The organism is Streptomyces sp. NPDC004721, assembly GCF_053601495.1.
Map to the genome: position 1 here is coordinate 14,246 of NZ_JBSGBZ010000037.1, position 15,651 is coordinate 29,896.

Here is a 15,651-nt window from a genome sequence, read left to right on the forward strand (position 1 = left end):
AAGGGCGGCCCCCAACGTCTCGCCAAAGCCGCGGGGCCGCCCTTGCCAACCAGAACCAACCAAGGAACTGGAGATACCCCAGCATGACGCAACCCACGCCCTATCCGCAGCACACGGCGCTGAGTCTCGCGGCGTCCGGCGTGCCGGTGTTGCCCCTGCGCCGGGGCAAGGTCCCGTTCGGCAACTGCCCCGCGTGCGCGGACAACGCATGCGGCGGCCGGCCGAACATGAAGACCCCGGGCCCGTGCCGCTGCCTCGGCGTCTGCCACGCCTGGGCCGCCGCCACCACCGACCCGGCCGTCATCGTCTCGCCCGTATGGGCGGCGGCGTGGCGGCGGGCGGTGTGCGTGGGCTACCACCCCGGCGGCGCCGGCCTGACCGTGGTCGACCTGGACGACTCGGACGCCATCGCCTGGGCTCGCATCACGCTGCCCGCCACGCGGACCGTGCCGACGACACGCGGTGAGCACTGGATCTACCGGGGCGCCATGCGGTCCGTGAACGCGGTGCGCCCCGGTGTCGACATCAAGTCGACCATGGCCTACGCCCGGTGGCTCGGGCCCGGTACGGGGGTCATGGCCGCCCTGCCGGATGCCGTGCGCGCGCTGGCCGTGAAGGAGCCCGCCACGGTTCGCCCGGCTCCTGCGGGCGTCGTGCCCGCAGGGGGCGGGGTCGGGGAGTGCCGCCACCGCACGCCCGCCTACCTAGACCGTGGCATCGCCATGGCGGAGCAGCGGATCACCGAAGCGTCCAGCGCGGTCCACGCGACCGTGTACCGGACGTTCCTCGCCGTGCTGTCCAAGCACGGCCGGTGCGGCTGCCTCACTGACGCCCACGTTGCCCGCCTGTTCACCGCCGCGCAGGCCAAGGGCGAGACGGCCCGGCACTGTGTGGACGCGTGGACCAACGCCCGCACCACGTTGGGACTGTGACCATGTCCGACGACGAGAAGACCCCCGCACGCGAGATCATCACCGACTACGCGCAATCGCATTTCCGGTACTTCCGCACCGCCGACGGCACCGTGTACGCGCAGAAGAACGGCCACCCCGTGGCCCGCCCGATCCGCTCCCAGGGCACCACCGGCAGCCACCGCCAGGAACTTATGGTCGGACTGTTCAAGGACGGCATCGGCGTGTTCAACGGCACCGCCATGAAAGAGGCGCTCGACCTGATCGAAGCGTTGGCGCTGACCGAGGACGTGCAGCCCGTGCACATCCGCGTCGCCCCCGGATACGACGGGGCGACGTGGCTGGACTTGGGACGCAGCGACGGGCAGTCCGTGCGCATCCACCCCACCGGATGGGACATCCGCACCCCGGACCCGCAGGAAGTCTGCTGGCGGCGCACCCAGCTCACGGGCGAGCTGCCCTTGCCGCTCAAGGACACCGACGGCAAGGGCATCGACCTGCTGATGCGGCTGTGCAACTTCGCCACCGCCGAGACCGAGTGCCTGGCCATCGCGTGGCTCATCGGCTGTCTCGGGCCGGCCGTGCCCGTCCCGGCCCCGTTCCTCACCGGCCCGCAGGGCGCCGGCAAGTCCACCGGTGGGCGGATGCTTGTGCGGATCATCGAGGGCATGACTGGGGACCTGCGCCGGGCCCCGAAGGACGAGGAGAACCTGATCACGGCGGTGGCGGCCGGATGGGTCACCGCCCTGGACAACCTCTCCCACATGACCCCGGAACTGTCCGACGCGATGTGCTGCATCGTGACCGGAGCCGAGAACGTCAAGCGCGCCCTGTTCACCGACGGAGACGTCTTCCGCATCGGCTACCGCCGCCCCCTGCTCCTGACCGGCATCGACGTCGGCGTGATCCGGCCCGACCTCGCAGAACGGCTCCTGCCGCTCCGCCTGGAACGCCCCCGCGTCCGGCGCACCGAGGCGGAACTGTGGTCCGACTTCGCAGAGGTGCTGCCCATCATCCTCGGCTCACTCCTGGACCTCACCGTGCAGGTGCGGGCAGCGGAGGCGGACATCCCGACCGACCTGCGCATGGCCGACTTCGCGCACCTGTGCGCGCAGCTCGACGCGGCCACCGGTCTGGGAGCGCTCGCCGCCTACCGCGCCAGCCTGGACGACCTCAACGACGACGTCATCGAGGGCGACCTGCTGGCGCAGACGGTGCTCAAGCACGCCGCCGGCATCGACCCGGGCACCGAGCAGCGGATGACGTCTGCCGAATGGCTGCACTGCCTCACGGGTCTCTACACGGGCGAGGACTTCCGTCCTCTGCCTAAAGGGTGGCCGACCACCGGCAAGGTGCTCTCCGACCGTCTCAAGCGTCTTCAGCCCACCCTCGCGGCCCGGGGCGTCCTCATCGACTGGGGGCGCACCAAGACGTCCCGCTATATCGAGATCGCGCGGCCGGCCGCCGCGCCGCCCTCGCCCGAGCAGGGAGCGGCCTTCTGACCGCGCGGCCCACGACCGCAGGACAAGCAAGAGGAGCACCCGGCCCTGCGTGCTCCTCTTGCTGTTCGGCGGCGGCGCCGCCCTGCGAGGGACGTGCCGCGAAGCGGCTCCTTCTTCACTCTCTGAGCCGCGCACCACAACAGACACCACCCCCTCTTTGTCCGAAGTAGAGGGACGCTGCGTCACCTGCGTCACCCACACCCTGAAAACGGCCGGTGACCTGCCCCAAGACGGGTGACGCAGACAGCCGATTCCTGCGTCACCCCGCGTCACCCGCGTCACCCAATGACGGAGGCCAGCGTCACCGGTGACGCACCCCCACCGCGCTGCGTCACCACAAAACCGCAGGTCAGAGCCGCGAATGACGCAGATGACGCAGGTGACGCAGAAATCCGAACCTCGGACACACGTGAACTCCCGATCCAGACCCGCCACGACCCCGACGGACAGTCCCAGAGGAGACCGTTCCATGAGCATCGCCACCGTGGACATCGCACCACTCGCTGAGGCTGGGGACCTGGCCCCCGTTCTGTTGACCGTCGAAGAGGCGGCCCGCTGCCTCCGCATCGGCCGCACGACCTGCTATGCCCTCATCCGCACCGGAGAACTGGAGTCCCTGACCATCGGCGGACTCCGACGCGTCCCTGCCGACGCCCCGGCTGCCTACCTCGCCCGCCGCCGCGCCGAACAGCGCGTCGCCTGATCTCACCCTCCCGGAGCGCTGCCCGACATGCGGGCGGCGCTCCGGTCTGTCTACCTCGCACCGACCGGAGGAACTGCCAATGGCAGAGGAGAAAAAGCGCACTCGCCGAGCCAACGGCGAATCGGCCATCTACCTGGGCAAGGACGGACGCTGGCACGCCCGTGTGCCCATGGGCTACAAGGACGACGGAACGCCCTACCGCCGACACCTGACGCGCCCGACCCGCAAAGAGCTGGTTGACGAGGTCAGGAAGCTGGAGAAGCAGCGCGACGAGGGTTCGGCACGTCAGCCCGGTAAGCCGTGGACCGTCGCGAAGTGGCTTGAGCACTGGGTGGAGAACATTGCCCGGCCGGTGATCAGCGAGAACACCTACGCCGGCTACGAGGTGGCCGTTCGGGTGCACCTCGTGCCCGGCATCGGCAAGCACCGGCTTGACCGTCTGGAACCGGAGCACCTGGAAAGCCTGTACCGCCGGATGCAAAGCGCCGGCAGCAAGCCGGGCACTGCTCACCAGGCCCATCGGACGGCCCGTACCGCCCTGGGCGAGGCGGTACGGCGCGGCTACGCGACCAAGAACGCTGCTGCGCTGGCGAAGCCGCCACGCATGGAGGAGGGCGAGAACGAGGTAGAGCCCTACTCGGTAGACGAGGTGCAGAGCCTGCTGCTCGAAGTCAACAAGCGCCGGAACAGCGCCCGGTGGATGCTCGCCCTCGCGCTCGGGCTGCGGCAGGGAGAGACGCTTGGGCTGCGATGGGCTGACGTCGACCTGGACAACGAGTACCTGAAGCTTCGCCGGAACCGGCTACGGCCGAAGTACGAGCACGGTTGCGGTGAGGCTGCGCCCTGCGGCCGGAAGCCGGGGTACTGCCCGGAGCGCGTGCAGGTGCGGCGCGAGACCAAGAACACCAAGTCGCGCGCGGGACGCCGCGCGGTGCCTCTTCCGGGGCCCTTGGTCGTGATGCTCCGCAGCCACAGGGAAGCACAGGAGCGAGAGCGCGAGACGGCCGGGAACCTGTGGGTGGAGTCGGAGTACGTGTTCACCAAGCGGTTAGGCGGCCCGCTCAGCCCGAACACGGACTATCACGACTGGAAGCGGCTGCTGGAGGACGCGGGGGTTCGTGACGGTCGACTGCATGACGCGCGCCACACCGCCGGCACGGTCCTGATGCTGCTGGGCGTCCCTGACCGGGTCATCGACCAGATCATGGGATGGGAGCCGGGCGGGGCCGCCCGGATGCGAGCGCGGTACCTGCACGTGACCGATCCCATGCTTAAGGAAGCGGCCCGGAAGATCGAGCGAGCCATCTGGGGAGCGCCCGGAACACCCGCTGTGGACAAAAACCAGGACAACGAGGTCTGAGGACAACGTCGAAGGGCCCCCTGTTTCCAGGGGGCCCTTCGACATCGTGCCCGGTGAGGCACTGGCGGAGGATACGAGATTCGAACTCGTGAGGGGTTGCCCCCAACACGCTTTCCAAGCGTGCGCCCTAGGCCTCTAGGCGAATCCTCCGCCGGAAACATTACATGACTCGGAGGAGTGCTCGCGAACTCGTTGCCGGCCCCCAGGATCGGGTACTCTTTCCGGAGCCCCTCACGCGGCGCTATCTGACTGAACTCCCCCAGGGCCGGAAGGCAGCAAGGGTAGGTCGGCTCTGGCGGGTGCGTGGGGGGCGCTTGCGTCCGTGGGCCGGACACGTTGTCGGTGGGCGCCTATAACCTCGTATGCGTGTCGTCTCTCGCGCTGTACCGCCGCTATCGCCCGGAGTCGTTCGCCGAGGTCATCGGGCAGGAGCATGTCACCGACCCGTTGCAGCAGGCGCTGCGGAACAACCGGGTCAATCACGCGTACCTGTTCAGCGGTCCGCGCGGGTGCGGCAAGACGACCAGCGCGCGGATCCTCGCCCGCTGCCTGAACTGCGAGAAGGGACCCACGCCGATCCCCTGCGGGGAGTGCGATTCCTGTCGTGACCTGGCCAGGAACGGCCCGGGGTCCATCGACGTCATCGAGATCGACGCCGCTTCGCACGGTGGCGTGGACGACGCCCGCGACCTGCGCGAGAAGGCCTTCTTCGGGCCCGCCCGCAGCCGGTACAAGATCTACATCATCGACGAGGCCCACATGGTCACGTCGGCCGGTTTCAACGCGCTGCTCAAGGTCGTCGAGGAGCCGCCGGAGCACCTGAAGTTCATCTTCGCCACGACCGAGCCCGAGAAGGTCATCGGGACCATCCGGTCGCGCACCCATCACTACCCCTTCCGCCTGGTCCCGCCGGGCACCCTGCGGGACTACCTCGGCGAGGTCTGCCAGAAGGAGGACATCCCCGTCGAGGAGGGGGTGCTGCCCCTCGTCGTGCGGGCCGGCGCCGGGTCCGTGCGTGACTCCATGTCCGTCATGGACCAGTTGCTCGCCGGTGCGGGGGAGGAGGGTGTGACGTATGCCATGGCCACCTCGCTCCTCGGGTACACCGACGGCTCGCTGCTCGACTCCGTCGTCGAGTCCTTCGCCTCCGGGGACGGCTCCGGCGCCTTCGAGGTCGTCGACCGAGTGATCGAGGGCGGCAACGATCCCCGCCGGTTCGTGGCCGACCTGCTGGAGCGGCTGCGGGATCTGGTGATCCTCGCCGCCGTTCCGGACGCCGCCGAGAAGGGGCTCATCGACGCCCCGGCCGACGTCGTCGAGCGGATGCAGGCCCAGGCCCGGTCCTTCGGCGCCGCCGAACTGAGCCGAGCCGCCGACCTCGTCAACGAGGGGCTGACCGAGATGCGCGGCGCCACCTCGCCCCGCCTCCAGCTCGAACTGATCTGCGCCCGCGTACTGCTGCCCGCCGCCTATGGCGACGAGCGGTCGGTGATGGCCCGCCTCGACCGGATCGAGCGCGGCGTCAGCTTCTCCACGGGCGCGGCTGCGCCTGCGATGGGGTACGTGCCCGGACCCGATGTGCACGGGGGAGCGCCGACCGCTGTGGGGCGTCCCGCGGCTGCGGCGCCGGCTCCTCCTGTTCCTCCTGTTCCTCCTGTTCCGCCGGGCGGTGGGCCCGCCGCGGCTCGGGCGGCTGTGCGGGGCGCGGGGGCCCCTGACGCGCCCCCCGCGCCCCCCGCGCCCCCCGCGCCCCCCGAACCGTCCGTGCCCGCCGTGAGTGACCGGCCTCAGGAGGCGGCGGCTCCGCCCGCCCCGACGGCCGCTCCCGCAGCGCCCACTGCCGCTCCGCCGGCCGCCGCACCCTCCGCGCCCGGTGCCTGGCCCACCGCGGCGGCCGCGGGCGGTGGCCGCCGGCCGGGCGGCTGGCCCACCGCGGCAGCCCCGGGCGGTGGGCAGGCACCGGGTGCGCCGAGTGCACCAAGTGCCCCGGAGCCCGCACAGCAGGCACCCGCGGCGAGGCCTGCCGCCGCACCGGTGTCCCCCGCCCCACCGGCCCCGGCGGGCGGCGGGCTCGACCCCCGCGCCCTCTGGCCGAACATCCTCGAAGCGGTGAAGAACCGCCGTCGCTTCACCTGGATCCTGCTCAGCCAGAACGCGCAGGTCTCCGGTTTCGACGGCACCACCCTCCAGATCGGCTTCGTCAACGCCGGCGCCCGCGACAACTTCGCGAGCAGCGGCAGCGAGGACGTGCTGCGCCAGGCGCTGGCCGAGCAGTTCAACGTCCAGTGGAAGATCGAGGCGATCGTCGACCCGACGGTAGGCGGCGGCTCCACGCCCTCGCCCCCGGGCGGCGGCTACGGCGCGGGCCCCGGAGGCGGCGGCTACGGCGGTGGCGGTGGCGGTGGCTACGGCGGTGGGGGAGGCGCGGCAGCGCAGCGTACAGCGGCTCCCCAGCCCACGGCGCCGGCGGCGCCCGCTCCCGCCTCGTCCCCGAGCCGGCCGCCGTCCGCGGCGGCACACGCGCCCGCCCCGGCACCCCGCCCCTCCGCCCCCGAGCCGGCTCCCGTCGCTCCCGAGGACGACATCCCCGAGGACGACGACCCGGACCTCGACGAGTCGGCCCTGTCCGGTCACGAACTGATCGTGCGGGAGCTGGGCGCGACGGTGGTCGAGGAGTATTCGACGGAGTAGCGGAGCTGCTGAGGGGCGGAGCGGCGCTGTGGGGCCTCGGTCCCGTCCCGGCTCGGCCCACTCGGCCGGTCCCCGCTCGGAGGAACCTACGAACACGCCGCCGCCGTCCCCTCGGCGGCCCGCACAAAAGGCCCCGCGCCGCTGCCGTTAGGCTGACCTCGTGAAGGTCCTCGTCATCGGCAGCGGCGCCCGCGAGCACGCCCTGTGCCGTTCTCTGTCCCTCGACCCCGCCGTCACCGCGTTGCACTGCGCGCCAGGCAACGCCGGCATCGCCGAGGTCGCCGAGTTGCACCCGGTCGACGCCCTCGACGGCGCGGCCGTGTCCGCGCTGGCCGCCGAGCTGGGTGCCGACCTCGTGGTCGTCGGCCCCGAGGCCCCGCTGGTCGCCGGGGTCGCCGACGCCCTGCGCGAGGCGGGCGTCCCGGTGTTCGGCCCCTCCAAGGAGGCCGCGCGGCTGGAGGGCTCCAAGGCCTTCGCCAAGGACGTGATGGCCGGGGCGGGCGTGCCCACGGCCCGTTCGTACGTCTGCACGACGGCCGAGGAGGTCGACGCGGCCCTCAACGCCTTCGGCGCCCCCTACGTCGTCAAGGACGACGGGCTCGCCGCCGGCAAGGGCGTCGTCGTCACCGACGCCATCGAGGCGGCCAGGGCGCACGCGGCGGCCTGTGACCGAGTGGTGATCGAGGAGTATCTCGACGGACCCGAGGTCTCCCTCTTCGCCGTCACCGACGGCGAGACGGTCCTGCCGCTTCAGCCCGCCCAGGACTTCAAGCGGGCGCTCGACGACGACGAGGGCCCGAACACCGGTGGCATGGGCGCGTACTCGCCGCTGCCCTGGGCCGACCCCAAGCTCGTGGACGACGTCCTGCACAGCGTCCTTCAGCCCACCATCGACGAGATGCGCCGCCGCGGCACGCCGTTCTCCGGCCTGCTCTACGCGGGACTCGCCCTCACCAGCCGCGGCATCCGCGTGATCGAGTTCAACGCCCGTTTCGGCGACCCCGAGACCCAGGTGGTCCTCGCCCGCCTCCAGACCCCGCTGGCGGGTGTCCTGATGGCCGCCGCCACCGGTGATCTCGCCCATCTGGAGCCCCTGCGATGGAGCGACGACGCGGCCGTCACGGTGGTCGTCGCCTCGCACAACTACCCCGGCACCCCGCGCACCGGCGACCCGATCACCGGCCTCGACGAGGTGGCCGCGCAGGACGCCCCCCACGCGTACGTGCTGCACGCCGGCACCCGGCGCGAGGGCGACGCCGTTCTGAGCGCGGGTGGCCGCGTGCTGTCCGTCACGGCGACCGGCAAGGACCTGACCGAGGCGCGCGACCGCGCCTACACCGCCGTCGCCCGTGTCCGTCTCGACGGCTCCCAGCACCGCTCGGACATCGCGGCGCGGGCCGCGGCGGACGCGTAGCGCGTCAACCCGTCCCTACTCTCGCACCGGTTCTTCCCACCGGCCCCGTTCCCCACCAGCAGGCCCCGGCTCCATGAGCCGGGGCCTGATCATTGCGCTCTGTCGTTCGGCTCTGACCAAAGCCATTCCATCGAGTGAGCAATGCTCTATCCGGCTGACGCGGGCCGGGGGCCCAACTAGGGTGCGCGCAGGCATTCCGGCACTTGGCCCACCGGCATTGCGATGTCAGTCATGGGTGCCACAGTGGGGGAATGAGCAACGCCAGGACAGTCGGGAGGGGGTGACGGGCGGTCGTGACCGGTATGGGTGTGGAGGTCGCTGTACAGGCCGCCCGCTCCAGGGCCCTGGCCGTGCTGCGCGTGCGCAGCCGGGCGCTGGCCCTCGCCCTGCTGCCCGCCGCCCTCGCCGTGATCCTGCTCGCCGGTGGCTCGACCGGGCACCTCGTGGGCCGCGGCTGGGATGTCGCCCGCTGGGTGGTCGGCGCCGTCGCGGTCGTCGTCCTGCTCCTGGCCGCGGGCATCGGGCTGGTCGTGGCCCGTGCCCGCCCCGCGATGAGCCCGACCGTCCCGATAGCCGAGGAGTCGGCCCCGGACCTGTACCGCATGGTGCATGACCTGGCCGACCGCCTCGGCGTCCCCGCCCCGTCGGCCATAGAGCTCACCCCGGACTGCGACAGCTGGCTGGAGGACCGTACGCACCCGGCCCACGGCCCCCCACCGGGGGACGATCACCTCCACGACGAGCCGGACGCGCTGCGTGGGCTCTCCTCGGGCCGCCCGCGCCGTACGGCGGCGGCGCCCGTCCTCGTCATCGGCTCCCCGTTCCTGTGGTGGATGCGCGTCGGCGAACTGCGGGCCGTGCTCGCCCCGGTCGTCGCCGGTACGGGACCCTCGGCGCACCCGGACATAGCCGCGGCCCGGCGTTTCGTCCGCGGTCTGGACGCGGCGGTGGCCGTCGCCTCGGCACCCGGCCGCCGCCCCCTGATCCGCCCGGTGTACGCCGGACTCGGCTGGGTGGCCCGGCTGCTGCTGCGCGGCTGCCGGGAGCACGCGGCCCAGATGGAGCGCGGCGTGGCGGCCGCGGCGGCGGAACGCGCACAGGCCGTGGACTACGGGCTCAGGATCGTCGCCCAGGAGCAGGTGGGCCTGGCGTACGCGGGCTGGGACCGGCTGCTGACCCGGGTCGCGCTCCCCGCCTGGCGCATGGGCCGCTGGCCCTCCCGCCTCGACGCCGGTGTCGTCGCGGCCCTCACCGAACTGTCCCGCCGCGACCGCCTGGCCGAGGGATTCGCGTCCCGGCTCGGCGAGCGCCCGGCCTGCGACCTGCTGGAGGAGCCCGGCGTCATCGACGAGGCCGCCTCGCTGCTGGCCGCGCGCCTCTTCCACGGCGGCCCCGCCGAGCGCGGCCCGGACTGGTGCCCGGTGGACTGGCAGGAGTACCCGGACGAGGTCGTCGACCGCAAATGGCGTACCGACGCCGCTCGCCTCCATCGTGTTCTGGACGCCCTGGGCGTCCGCCGCTCCCCCGGCTCCGCCGCCGATCCGCACGGACCGACCTTGGCCCGCGTCCTGGAGCACCTGTCCGCTCCGTCCCCCTCCGGCAAGCTCCCCGAGCGGACGGGCCTCCCGGCCGACGACGCCCGGCCGGCTCACGGCGACGGCGCGCACCACGCGTACGGAGGGCACGGCGGGCACGACGAGTACGGCGAGCACGGCGACAACCAAGGCCACGGCGCGTACCGAGAACCGACAGACCACGCAGACCACACACACCACACACACCCCGCAGACCACACACACCCCGCAGACCCCGCAGAACACGACCGGCACGCGACTCCGGAGCACCACACCGCCCCCGAAGAGCCCGCCCCGCCGGACGAAGACCCCGGCCTCGGCAGCGAGCGCGGCGCCGCACTCGCGGCCGGCATCAGCGCCGAGCTGGCCCGCGAGGAGGCGTCGACGCCACCGGGGTGCACGGCGTCGGCGGTAGCCGACCAGCTCGGCGGCACGCCCCTCCTGAACGAGGACTCGCTGCCCCTCTTCCCGCTCGAACCACCCCGCACCGGCCGCGAACTCCTCGCCGACCACGTCACCGCGATGGTGTGCTGCGCCGCGATGGACACCGCCGACGCCGCCCCGGGCCTCGACTGGCTCGACGGCCCCGCCCTCCTGATCAACGGCGTACGGGCCGCCGATCTCAGCCCCAAGGTCCTCGCCCTGGTCGAGGACGGCGACCCGGTCCCGCTGCGGACCTGGCTGGTCGACTCGGGCATACGTCCGGAAAAGCCCGTACGGCTGGTCTGACCTGGGTCGACGCCGTCCCGACGGCCGCGTTACCGGATGCCCCTCTTCCACTTTCGGCCAATTCGCAACGAATAGTGACAGGATGCGCGCGTCATGTGATGTGCTGGGACCGATAGCGCACGTGGCAAGCGCGTGCGACATACGACAGCCACAGCCGGACACGCCGACCGTCACATGCCGACCCGACACGTCGGCCAGCGGCCACCGACAGACCCGCACCGCCGCATGACAGACCACGGGGGCACGAGGGAGGGGATCGGGCATGGGATCGGAGCAGATTCGCCGCTGGGAGTCGGGAGCCCTCGCGCACGCCGTGACGGACCCCTTCGGCCTGGGCCCCGTCCCCTGGCTGCGCGGCAGCGAGACGTACTTCGACGACACCGGCCACGTCGTCCCCTGGTACGTCGACCCGTCCCCGCAGACGGCGCCCGGCGGCCCCCGCGTCCCCGCCCCCCGCACATCCGGCGTCGGCCCCCGTTCCGCCGACGACGTCCACCGGCAGATCAAGGGCTTCGTCTCCACCGGCGCCGTCGCGCCCGGCGAGGCGATCGACTTCCACATCACCGTCGACCCGCCCCAGCAGTTCGGCGTGGACGTCTACCGCATCGGGCACTACGGCGGCGACGGCGCCGCCAAGATCACCACCAGCCCGCGCCTGTCCGGCATCGTCCAGCCCCCGCCGCTGACCGCCGACCGCACGGTCTCCTGCCACCACTGGTGGCTGTCCTGGCGGTTGCAGGTGCCGTCCTACTGGAGCGTCGGCGCGTACGTGGCCGTGCTCACCACCACCGACGGCTACCGCTCCCACATCCCGTTCACCGTCCGCGACAACCGCCCCGCGGACCTGCTGCTGCTCCTGCCCGACATCACCTGGCAGGCCTACAACCTCTACCCGGAGGACGGCCACACCGGCGCCAGCCTCTACCACGCCTGGGACGAGCACGGCCGACTGCTCGGCGAGGCCGACGCCGCGACCACGGTCTCCTTCGACCGCCCCTACGCGGGCGCGGGCCTGCCCCTGCACGTGGGCCACGCCTACGACGTCATCCGCTGGGCCGAGCGCTACGGCTACGACCTCGCCTACGCCGACGCCCGCGACCTGCACGCCGGCCGTGTCGACCCCACCCGCTACCGGGGCCTGGTTTTCCCCGGCCACGACGAGTACTGGTCGGCCGGCATGCGCCGCACCGTCGAACTCGCCCGCGAGCACGGCACGTCCCTGGTGTTCCTGTCGGCCAACACCATGTACTGGCAGGTTGAACTGGGCCCCTCCCCGTCCGGCGTCCCCGACCGCCTGCTGACCTGCCGCAAGCGCAGGGGCCCCGGCCGGCCGGTGCTGTGGCGGGAGATCGACCGGCCCGAGCAGCAGATGGTCGGTATCCAGTACGCCGGGCGCGTCCCCGAGCCGCACCCGCTGATCGTCCGCAACGCCGACCACTGGCTCTGGGAGGGGACCGGGGCCGAGGAGGGCGAGGAGATCGCGGGCCTGGTCGCGGGCGAGGCCGACCGCTACTTCCCGCGCACTCCGCTGCCCGAGTACCAGGACCGCATCCTGCTCGCCCACTCCCCGTACACGGACGGCGAGGGCGTGACGCGGCACCAGGAGACGTCCCTGTACCGGGCCCCCTCCGGCGCCCTGGTCTTCGCGTCCGGGACGTTCGCCTGGTCCCCGGCCCTGGACCGGCCCGGCCACGTCGACGTCCGGGTCCAGCGCGCCACCGCCAACCTCCTGGATCGCATCTGCAAGCGCGACTGAACGCCACCGCGGAGCCACCCCAGCCCGTAACCGATCCCTCCCATACGGGAGAATCGAGCCATTGGACAGAACCACGGGGAGGAACCGTGTCCGGATTCGTCGAAAAGCCCGAGCCGATCCAGGTTCCGGGCCTGGTGCATCTGCACACCGGCAAGGTGCGCGACCTGTACCAGAACGCGGCGGGTGACCTCGTCATGGTCGCCAGCGACCGCATGTCCGCCTACGACTGGGTGCTGCCGACCGAGATCCCCGACAAGGGCCGCGTCCTCACGCAGCTGTCCCTGTGGTGGTTCGACCGGCTCGCCGACCTGGCCCCGAACCACGTCCTGTCCACCGAGGTGCCCGAGGGCGCTCCCGCCGACTGGGCGGGCCGCACCCTGATCTGCAAGTCCCTGCGGATGGTCCCCGTGGAGTGCGTGGCCCGCGGCTACCTCACCGGTTCGGGCCTGGCCGAGTACGAGCAGACCCGCACGGTCTGCGGCCTCGCCCTGCCCGAGGGCCTGACCGACGGCTCCGAGCTGCCCGCCCCGATCTTCACCCCGGCCACCAAGGCCGAGGTCGGCGAGCACGACGAGAACGTCTCCTACGAGGAGGTGGCCCGCCAGGTCGGTGCGGAGACGGCCGCCCAGCTGCGCCAGGCGACGCTCGCCGTCTACGGCCGGGCCCGGGACATCGCCCGCGACCGCGGGATCATCCTCGCCGACACCAAGTTCGAGTTCGGCTTCGACGGGGACACGCTCGTCCTCGCCGACGAGGTCCTCACCCCGGACTCCTCCCGCTTCTGGCCGGCCGACCAGTGGCAGCCGGGCCGTGCGCAGCCCTCGTACGACAAGCAGTACGTCCGCGACTGGCTGACGTCCGCCGAGTCCGGCTGGGACCGCAGGAGCGAGCAGCCCCCGCCGCCGCTGCCGGAGCCGGTCGTGGAGGCGACCCGGGCGAAGTACGTGGAGGCGTACGAGCGGCTGACGGGAACGAGCTGGTCGTAGCAGACGAAAAGGCCCCGGTCCGATGGACCGGGGCCTTTTTCCCGAGCGGACGACGAGGCTCGAACTCGCGACCTCAACCTTGGCAAGGTTGCGCTCTACCAACTGAGCTACGTCCGCATTGCGCCGTGGCGCGAGGCCAACTATACCCAACCTCGCTCCCGTGCGAGCCGTACTGCCGCATGTCGATTCTCCGCGCCCAGTTTGGTCACGGCCGACGACAGGTAGTTCCGTACGGTGCCCGGTGACAGCGCGGCCCGCTCCGCGATCTCCGCGACCGGTGCCCCGTCGGCGGCGAACTCCAGTACCTCGGCCTCCCGCGCGGTCAGTGGGGAGTCCCCGGCGGAGATCGCGTCGGCGGCCAACTCCGGGTCGACGTAGCGGTTTCCGGCATGCACGGTGCGGATGATCTCGGCGAGCCGCTGAGCGCTGACGGTCTTCGGGACGAACCCGCGCACACCCGCGGCAAGCGCCCGCTTCAGGTGTCCGGGCCGTCCGTGACTGGTCACGATCAGCACCCGGCAGTCCGGCAGCTCGGCCCGCAGGGATGTGGCGACCTTCACACCGTCCGCGCCCGGCATCTGCAGATCCAGCACCGCCACGTCGGGCACGTGCGCCCGCGCCATGGCCAGCGCCTCCGGTCCGCTCGCCGCCTCCGCGACGACCAGCAGGTCGTCCTCCAGCGAGAGCAGGGCGGCGAGCGCGCCGCGGATCAGGTGCTCGTCGTCGGCCAGCAGCAGCCGTACGGGCACGGGGGACGTCGTCATCGGGTGGCCTCGCTCAACGGACGGGCGGTCTCGGGATCGGCGGCGGGCGGCGGCAGCGGCACCTCGGCGGTCAGCCGGAACCGGCCGCGTTCCGCGGGACCGGCCCGCAGGGTGCCGTCGAGTTCCGACAGCCGTTCCCGCAGACCGGCGAGCCCGGAGCCCGGCCGGTCACCGGCAGGGGACTCGGGCACCCCGTCGTTCTCGACACACAGCTCGGCCAGGCCGTCGGCGACGCGCAGGGACACGGTGCACCGCTGGGCGTCTCCGTGCCGGAGCACGTTCGTGGCGGCCTCCCGGACGACCCAGGCGAGCGCGGACTGCACCGGCGCGGGCAGACCGGCCGGCGAGCCGGTGACCGCACAGTCGATGCCGGCCGCCGCCAGGACGCCCTGGGCGCCGGCGAGTTCCGCGGCGAGGTCGGCCTCCCGGTAGCCGCGGACCACGGCACGGACCTCGCGCTGCGACTCCTGGGCCAGTCGCTGCACCTCGATCATCTGCTCCACCGCCTCGGGCCGGCCGCGCCGGCCCAGTTGCACGGCCAGCTCCGCCTTCAGCGCGATCACCGCGAGGTTGCGCCCCAGCACGTCGTGCAGGTCCCGCCCGAACCGTAGCCGCTCCTCGGCGACCGCGAGCCGGGCGCGGGTCTCCCGGGCCTCGTCGAGCGCGTAGACGGCGTTCAGCAGCCACACGGAGAAGACGGAGGTGAAGGCGACGAACGCGCCGCCGACCAGCACCGCGCCCGCCGTGGCCAGCGCGGCGATGCCGGGGATGCCCAGCGGGAAGGCGCAGAGACCGGCGCCGGCCGCGAAGCCCAGCACGATCGCGACCACACGTCGCCGGTTGCGCACGCCGAGCGCGATGATGCCGGCGCCCAGGACCAGCACGCCCCCGAAGACGGAGCCGGCCGCGGTGACGACCTCGTCGGCCTTCGGGCCGTGCGTGCGCTCCGCCACCGCGATCGCCACGGTGGCGGTCGCCGCGGTGACTGCGGCCAGCGTCCACAGCATCCGCACGGGCTGTGGACGGCGGCCGCGTGTCCAGTCCAGCGCCCGGGACGCCGTCACCGCACAGGTCAAGGAGTGTCCGCACGCCAGAAGCAGCAGCCAGGTCCCCGGGTTCGGCCCCACTTCCCGGAAGGCCGAGAGTCCGAGAGTGACCGCCTCGATCAGCGCGAAGAAGTGGAACGACCACCGTGTGTACGTCTCGACCTTCGCCGGCGTGCTCTTGCCGCGCCACCAGCCGACGGGCCCGCGCATGGTCT

At 72.4% G+C, this 15,651-nt stretch carries 11 protein-coding genes, 2 tRNA genes and 1 other RNA gene; 10 read left to right on the forward strand and 4 right to left on the reverse strand.

Translation table 11 applies throughout. The annotated features are described in order from the left end of the window. Positions 1-83 precede the first annotated feature (83 nt). The 4 genes from ACWEK3_RS28485 (at position 84) to ACWEK3_RS28500 (ending at position 4,476) form a co-directional block, all read left to right on the forward strand. Positions 84-932, forward strand: a complete 849-nt coding sequence (locus tag ACWEK3_RS28485; protein ID WP_453250926.1) for a bifunctional DNA primase/polymerase — start codon at positions 84-86, stop codon at positions 930-932. Between the two features lie 2 nt (positions 933-934). Then, positions 935-2,413 carry an ATP-binding protein gene (locus ACWEK3_RS28490; RefSeq protein WP_453250927.1) on the forward strand — a complete coding sequence of 493 codons (1,479 nt, stop codon included), beginning with the start codon at positions 935-937 and terminating at the stop codon, positions 2,411-2,413. A 469-nt stretch (positions 2,414-2,882) separates the two neighbouring features. Further along, positions 2,883-3,116, forward strand: a complete 234-nt coding sequence (locus tag ACWEK3_RS28495; protein ID WP_100570397.1) for a helix-turn-helix domain-containing protein — start codon at positions 2,883-2,885, stop codon at positions 3,114-3,116. A gap of 79 nt (positions 3,117-3,195) precedes the next feature. After that, entirely contained in the window at positions 3,196-4,476 is a 1,281-nt protein-coding gene (locus ACWEK3_RS28500) for a tyrosine-type recombinase/integrase (protein WP_453250928.1), read from the forward strand. Positions 4,477-4,538: 62 nt separating this feature from the next. On the opposite strand, the gene ACWEK3_RS28505 is transcribed toward ACWEK3_RS28500, so the two are convergent. Beyond that, positions 4,539-4,626 (reverse strand) — tRNA-Ser (locus tag ACWEK3_RS28505). 73 nt (positions 4,627-4,699) lie between these two features. On the opposite strand from ACWEK3_RS28505, the gene ffs reads away from it, so the two are divergent. From ffs to ACWEK3_RS28535, 6 genes are all read left to right on the forward strand, one after another. Then, positions 4,700-4,794, forward strand: an RNA gene (gene ffs, locus ACWEK3_RS28510) — signal recognition particle sRNA small type. Between the two features lie 48 nt (positions 4,795-4,842). Then, a complete protein-coding gene (locus ACWEK3_RS28515) occupies positions 4,843-7,167 on the forward strand; it encodes a DNA polymerase III subunit gamma and tau (protein WP_453250929.1) in 2,325 nt (774 codons plus the stop codon). 160 nt (positions 7,168-7,327) lie between these two features. Then, entirely contained in the window at positions 7,328-8,581 is a 1,254-nt protein-coding gene (gene purD, locus ACWEK3_RS28520; RefSeq protein ID WP_450546872.1) for a phosphoribosylamine--glycine ligase, read from the forward strand. A 293-nt stretch (positions 8,582-8,874) separates the two neighbouring features. Continuing rightward, positions 8,875-10,884 (forward strand): hypothetical protein, encoded by a 2,010-nt coding sequence (locus ACWEK3_RS28525; protein ID WP_453250930.1) that lies wholly within the window; start codon positions 8,875-8,877, stop codon positions 10,882-10,884. Between the two features lie 262 nt (positions 10,885-11,146). Continuing rightward, the gene (locus tag ACWEK3_RS28530; protein ID WP_453250931.1) at positions 11,147-12,640 is read left to right on the forward strand and encodes a N,N-dimethylformamidase beta subunit family domain-containing protein; all 1,494 of its coding nucleotides are present in this window, start codon (positions 11,147-11,149) and stop codon (positions 12,638-12,640) included. A gap of 86 nt (positions 12,641-12,726) precedes the next feature. After that, positions 12,727-13,626, forward strand: coding sequence for a phosphoribosylaminoimidazolesuccinocarboxamide synthase (locus ACWEK3_RS28535; RefSeq protein WP_450546869.1), 900 nt, complete (start codon positions 12,727-12,729; stop codon positions 13,624-13,626). Positions 13,627-13,670: 44 nt separating this feature from the next. Here the strand turns inward: ACWEK3_RS28535 and ACWEK3_RS28540 are convergent. The 3 genes from ACWEK3_RS28540 to ACWEK3_RS28550 all read right to left on the reverse strand — a co-directional run bounded on the left by ACWEK3_RS28540 (position 13,671) and on the right by ACWEK3_RS28550 (position 15,646). After that, positions 13,671-13,743, reverse strand: a tRNA-Gly gene (locus tag ACWEK3_RS28540). A gap of 23 nt (positions 13,744-13,766) precedes the next feature. After that, positions 13,767-14,390: a response regulator transcription factor gene (locus tag ACWEK3_RS28545; protein WP_365420844.1), complete on the reverse strand. Its 624-nt coding sequence runs from the start codon at positions 14,388-14,390 to the stop codon at positions 13,767-13,769. Beyond that, entirely contained in the window at positions 14,387-15,646 is a 1,260-nt protein-coding gene (locus ACWEK3_RS28550; RefSeq protein ID WP_450546976.1) for a histidine kinase, read from the reverse strand. The genes ACWEK3_RS28545 and ACWEK3_RS28550 overlap by 4 nt, the downstream gene beginning before the upstream one ends. Between the last annotated feature and the right edge of the window lie 5 nt (positions 15,647-15,651).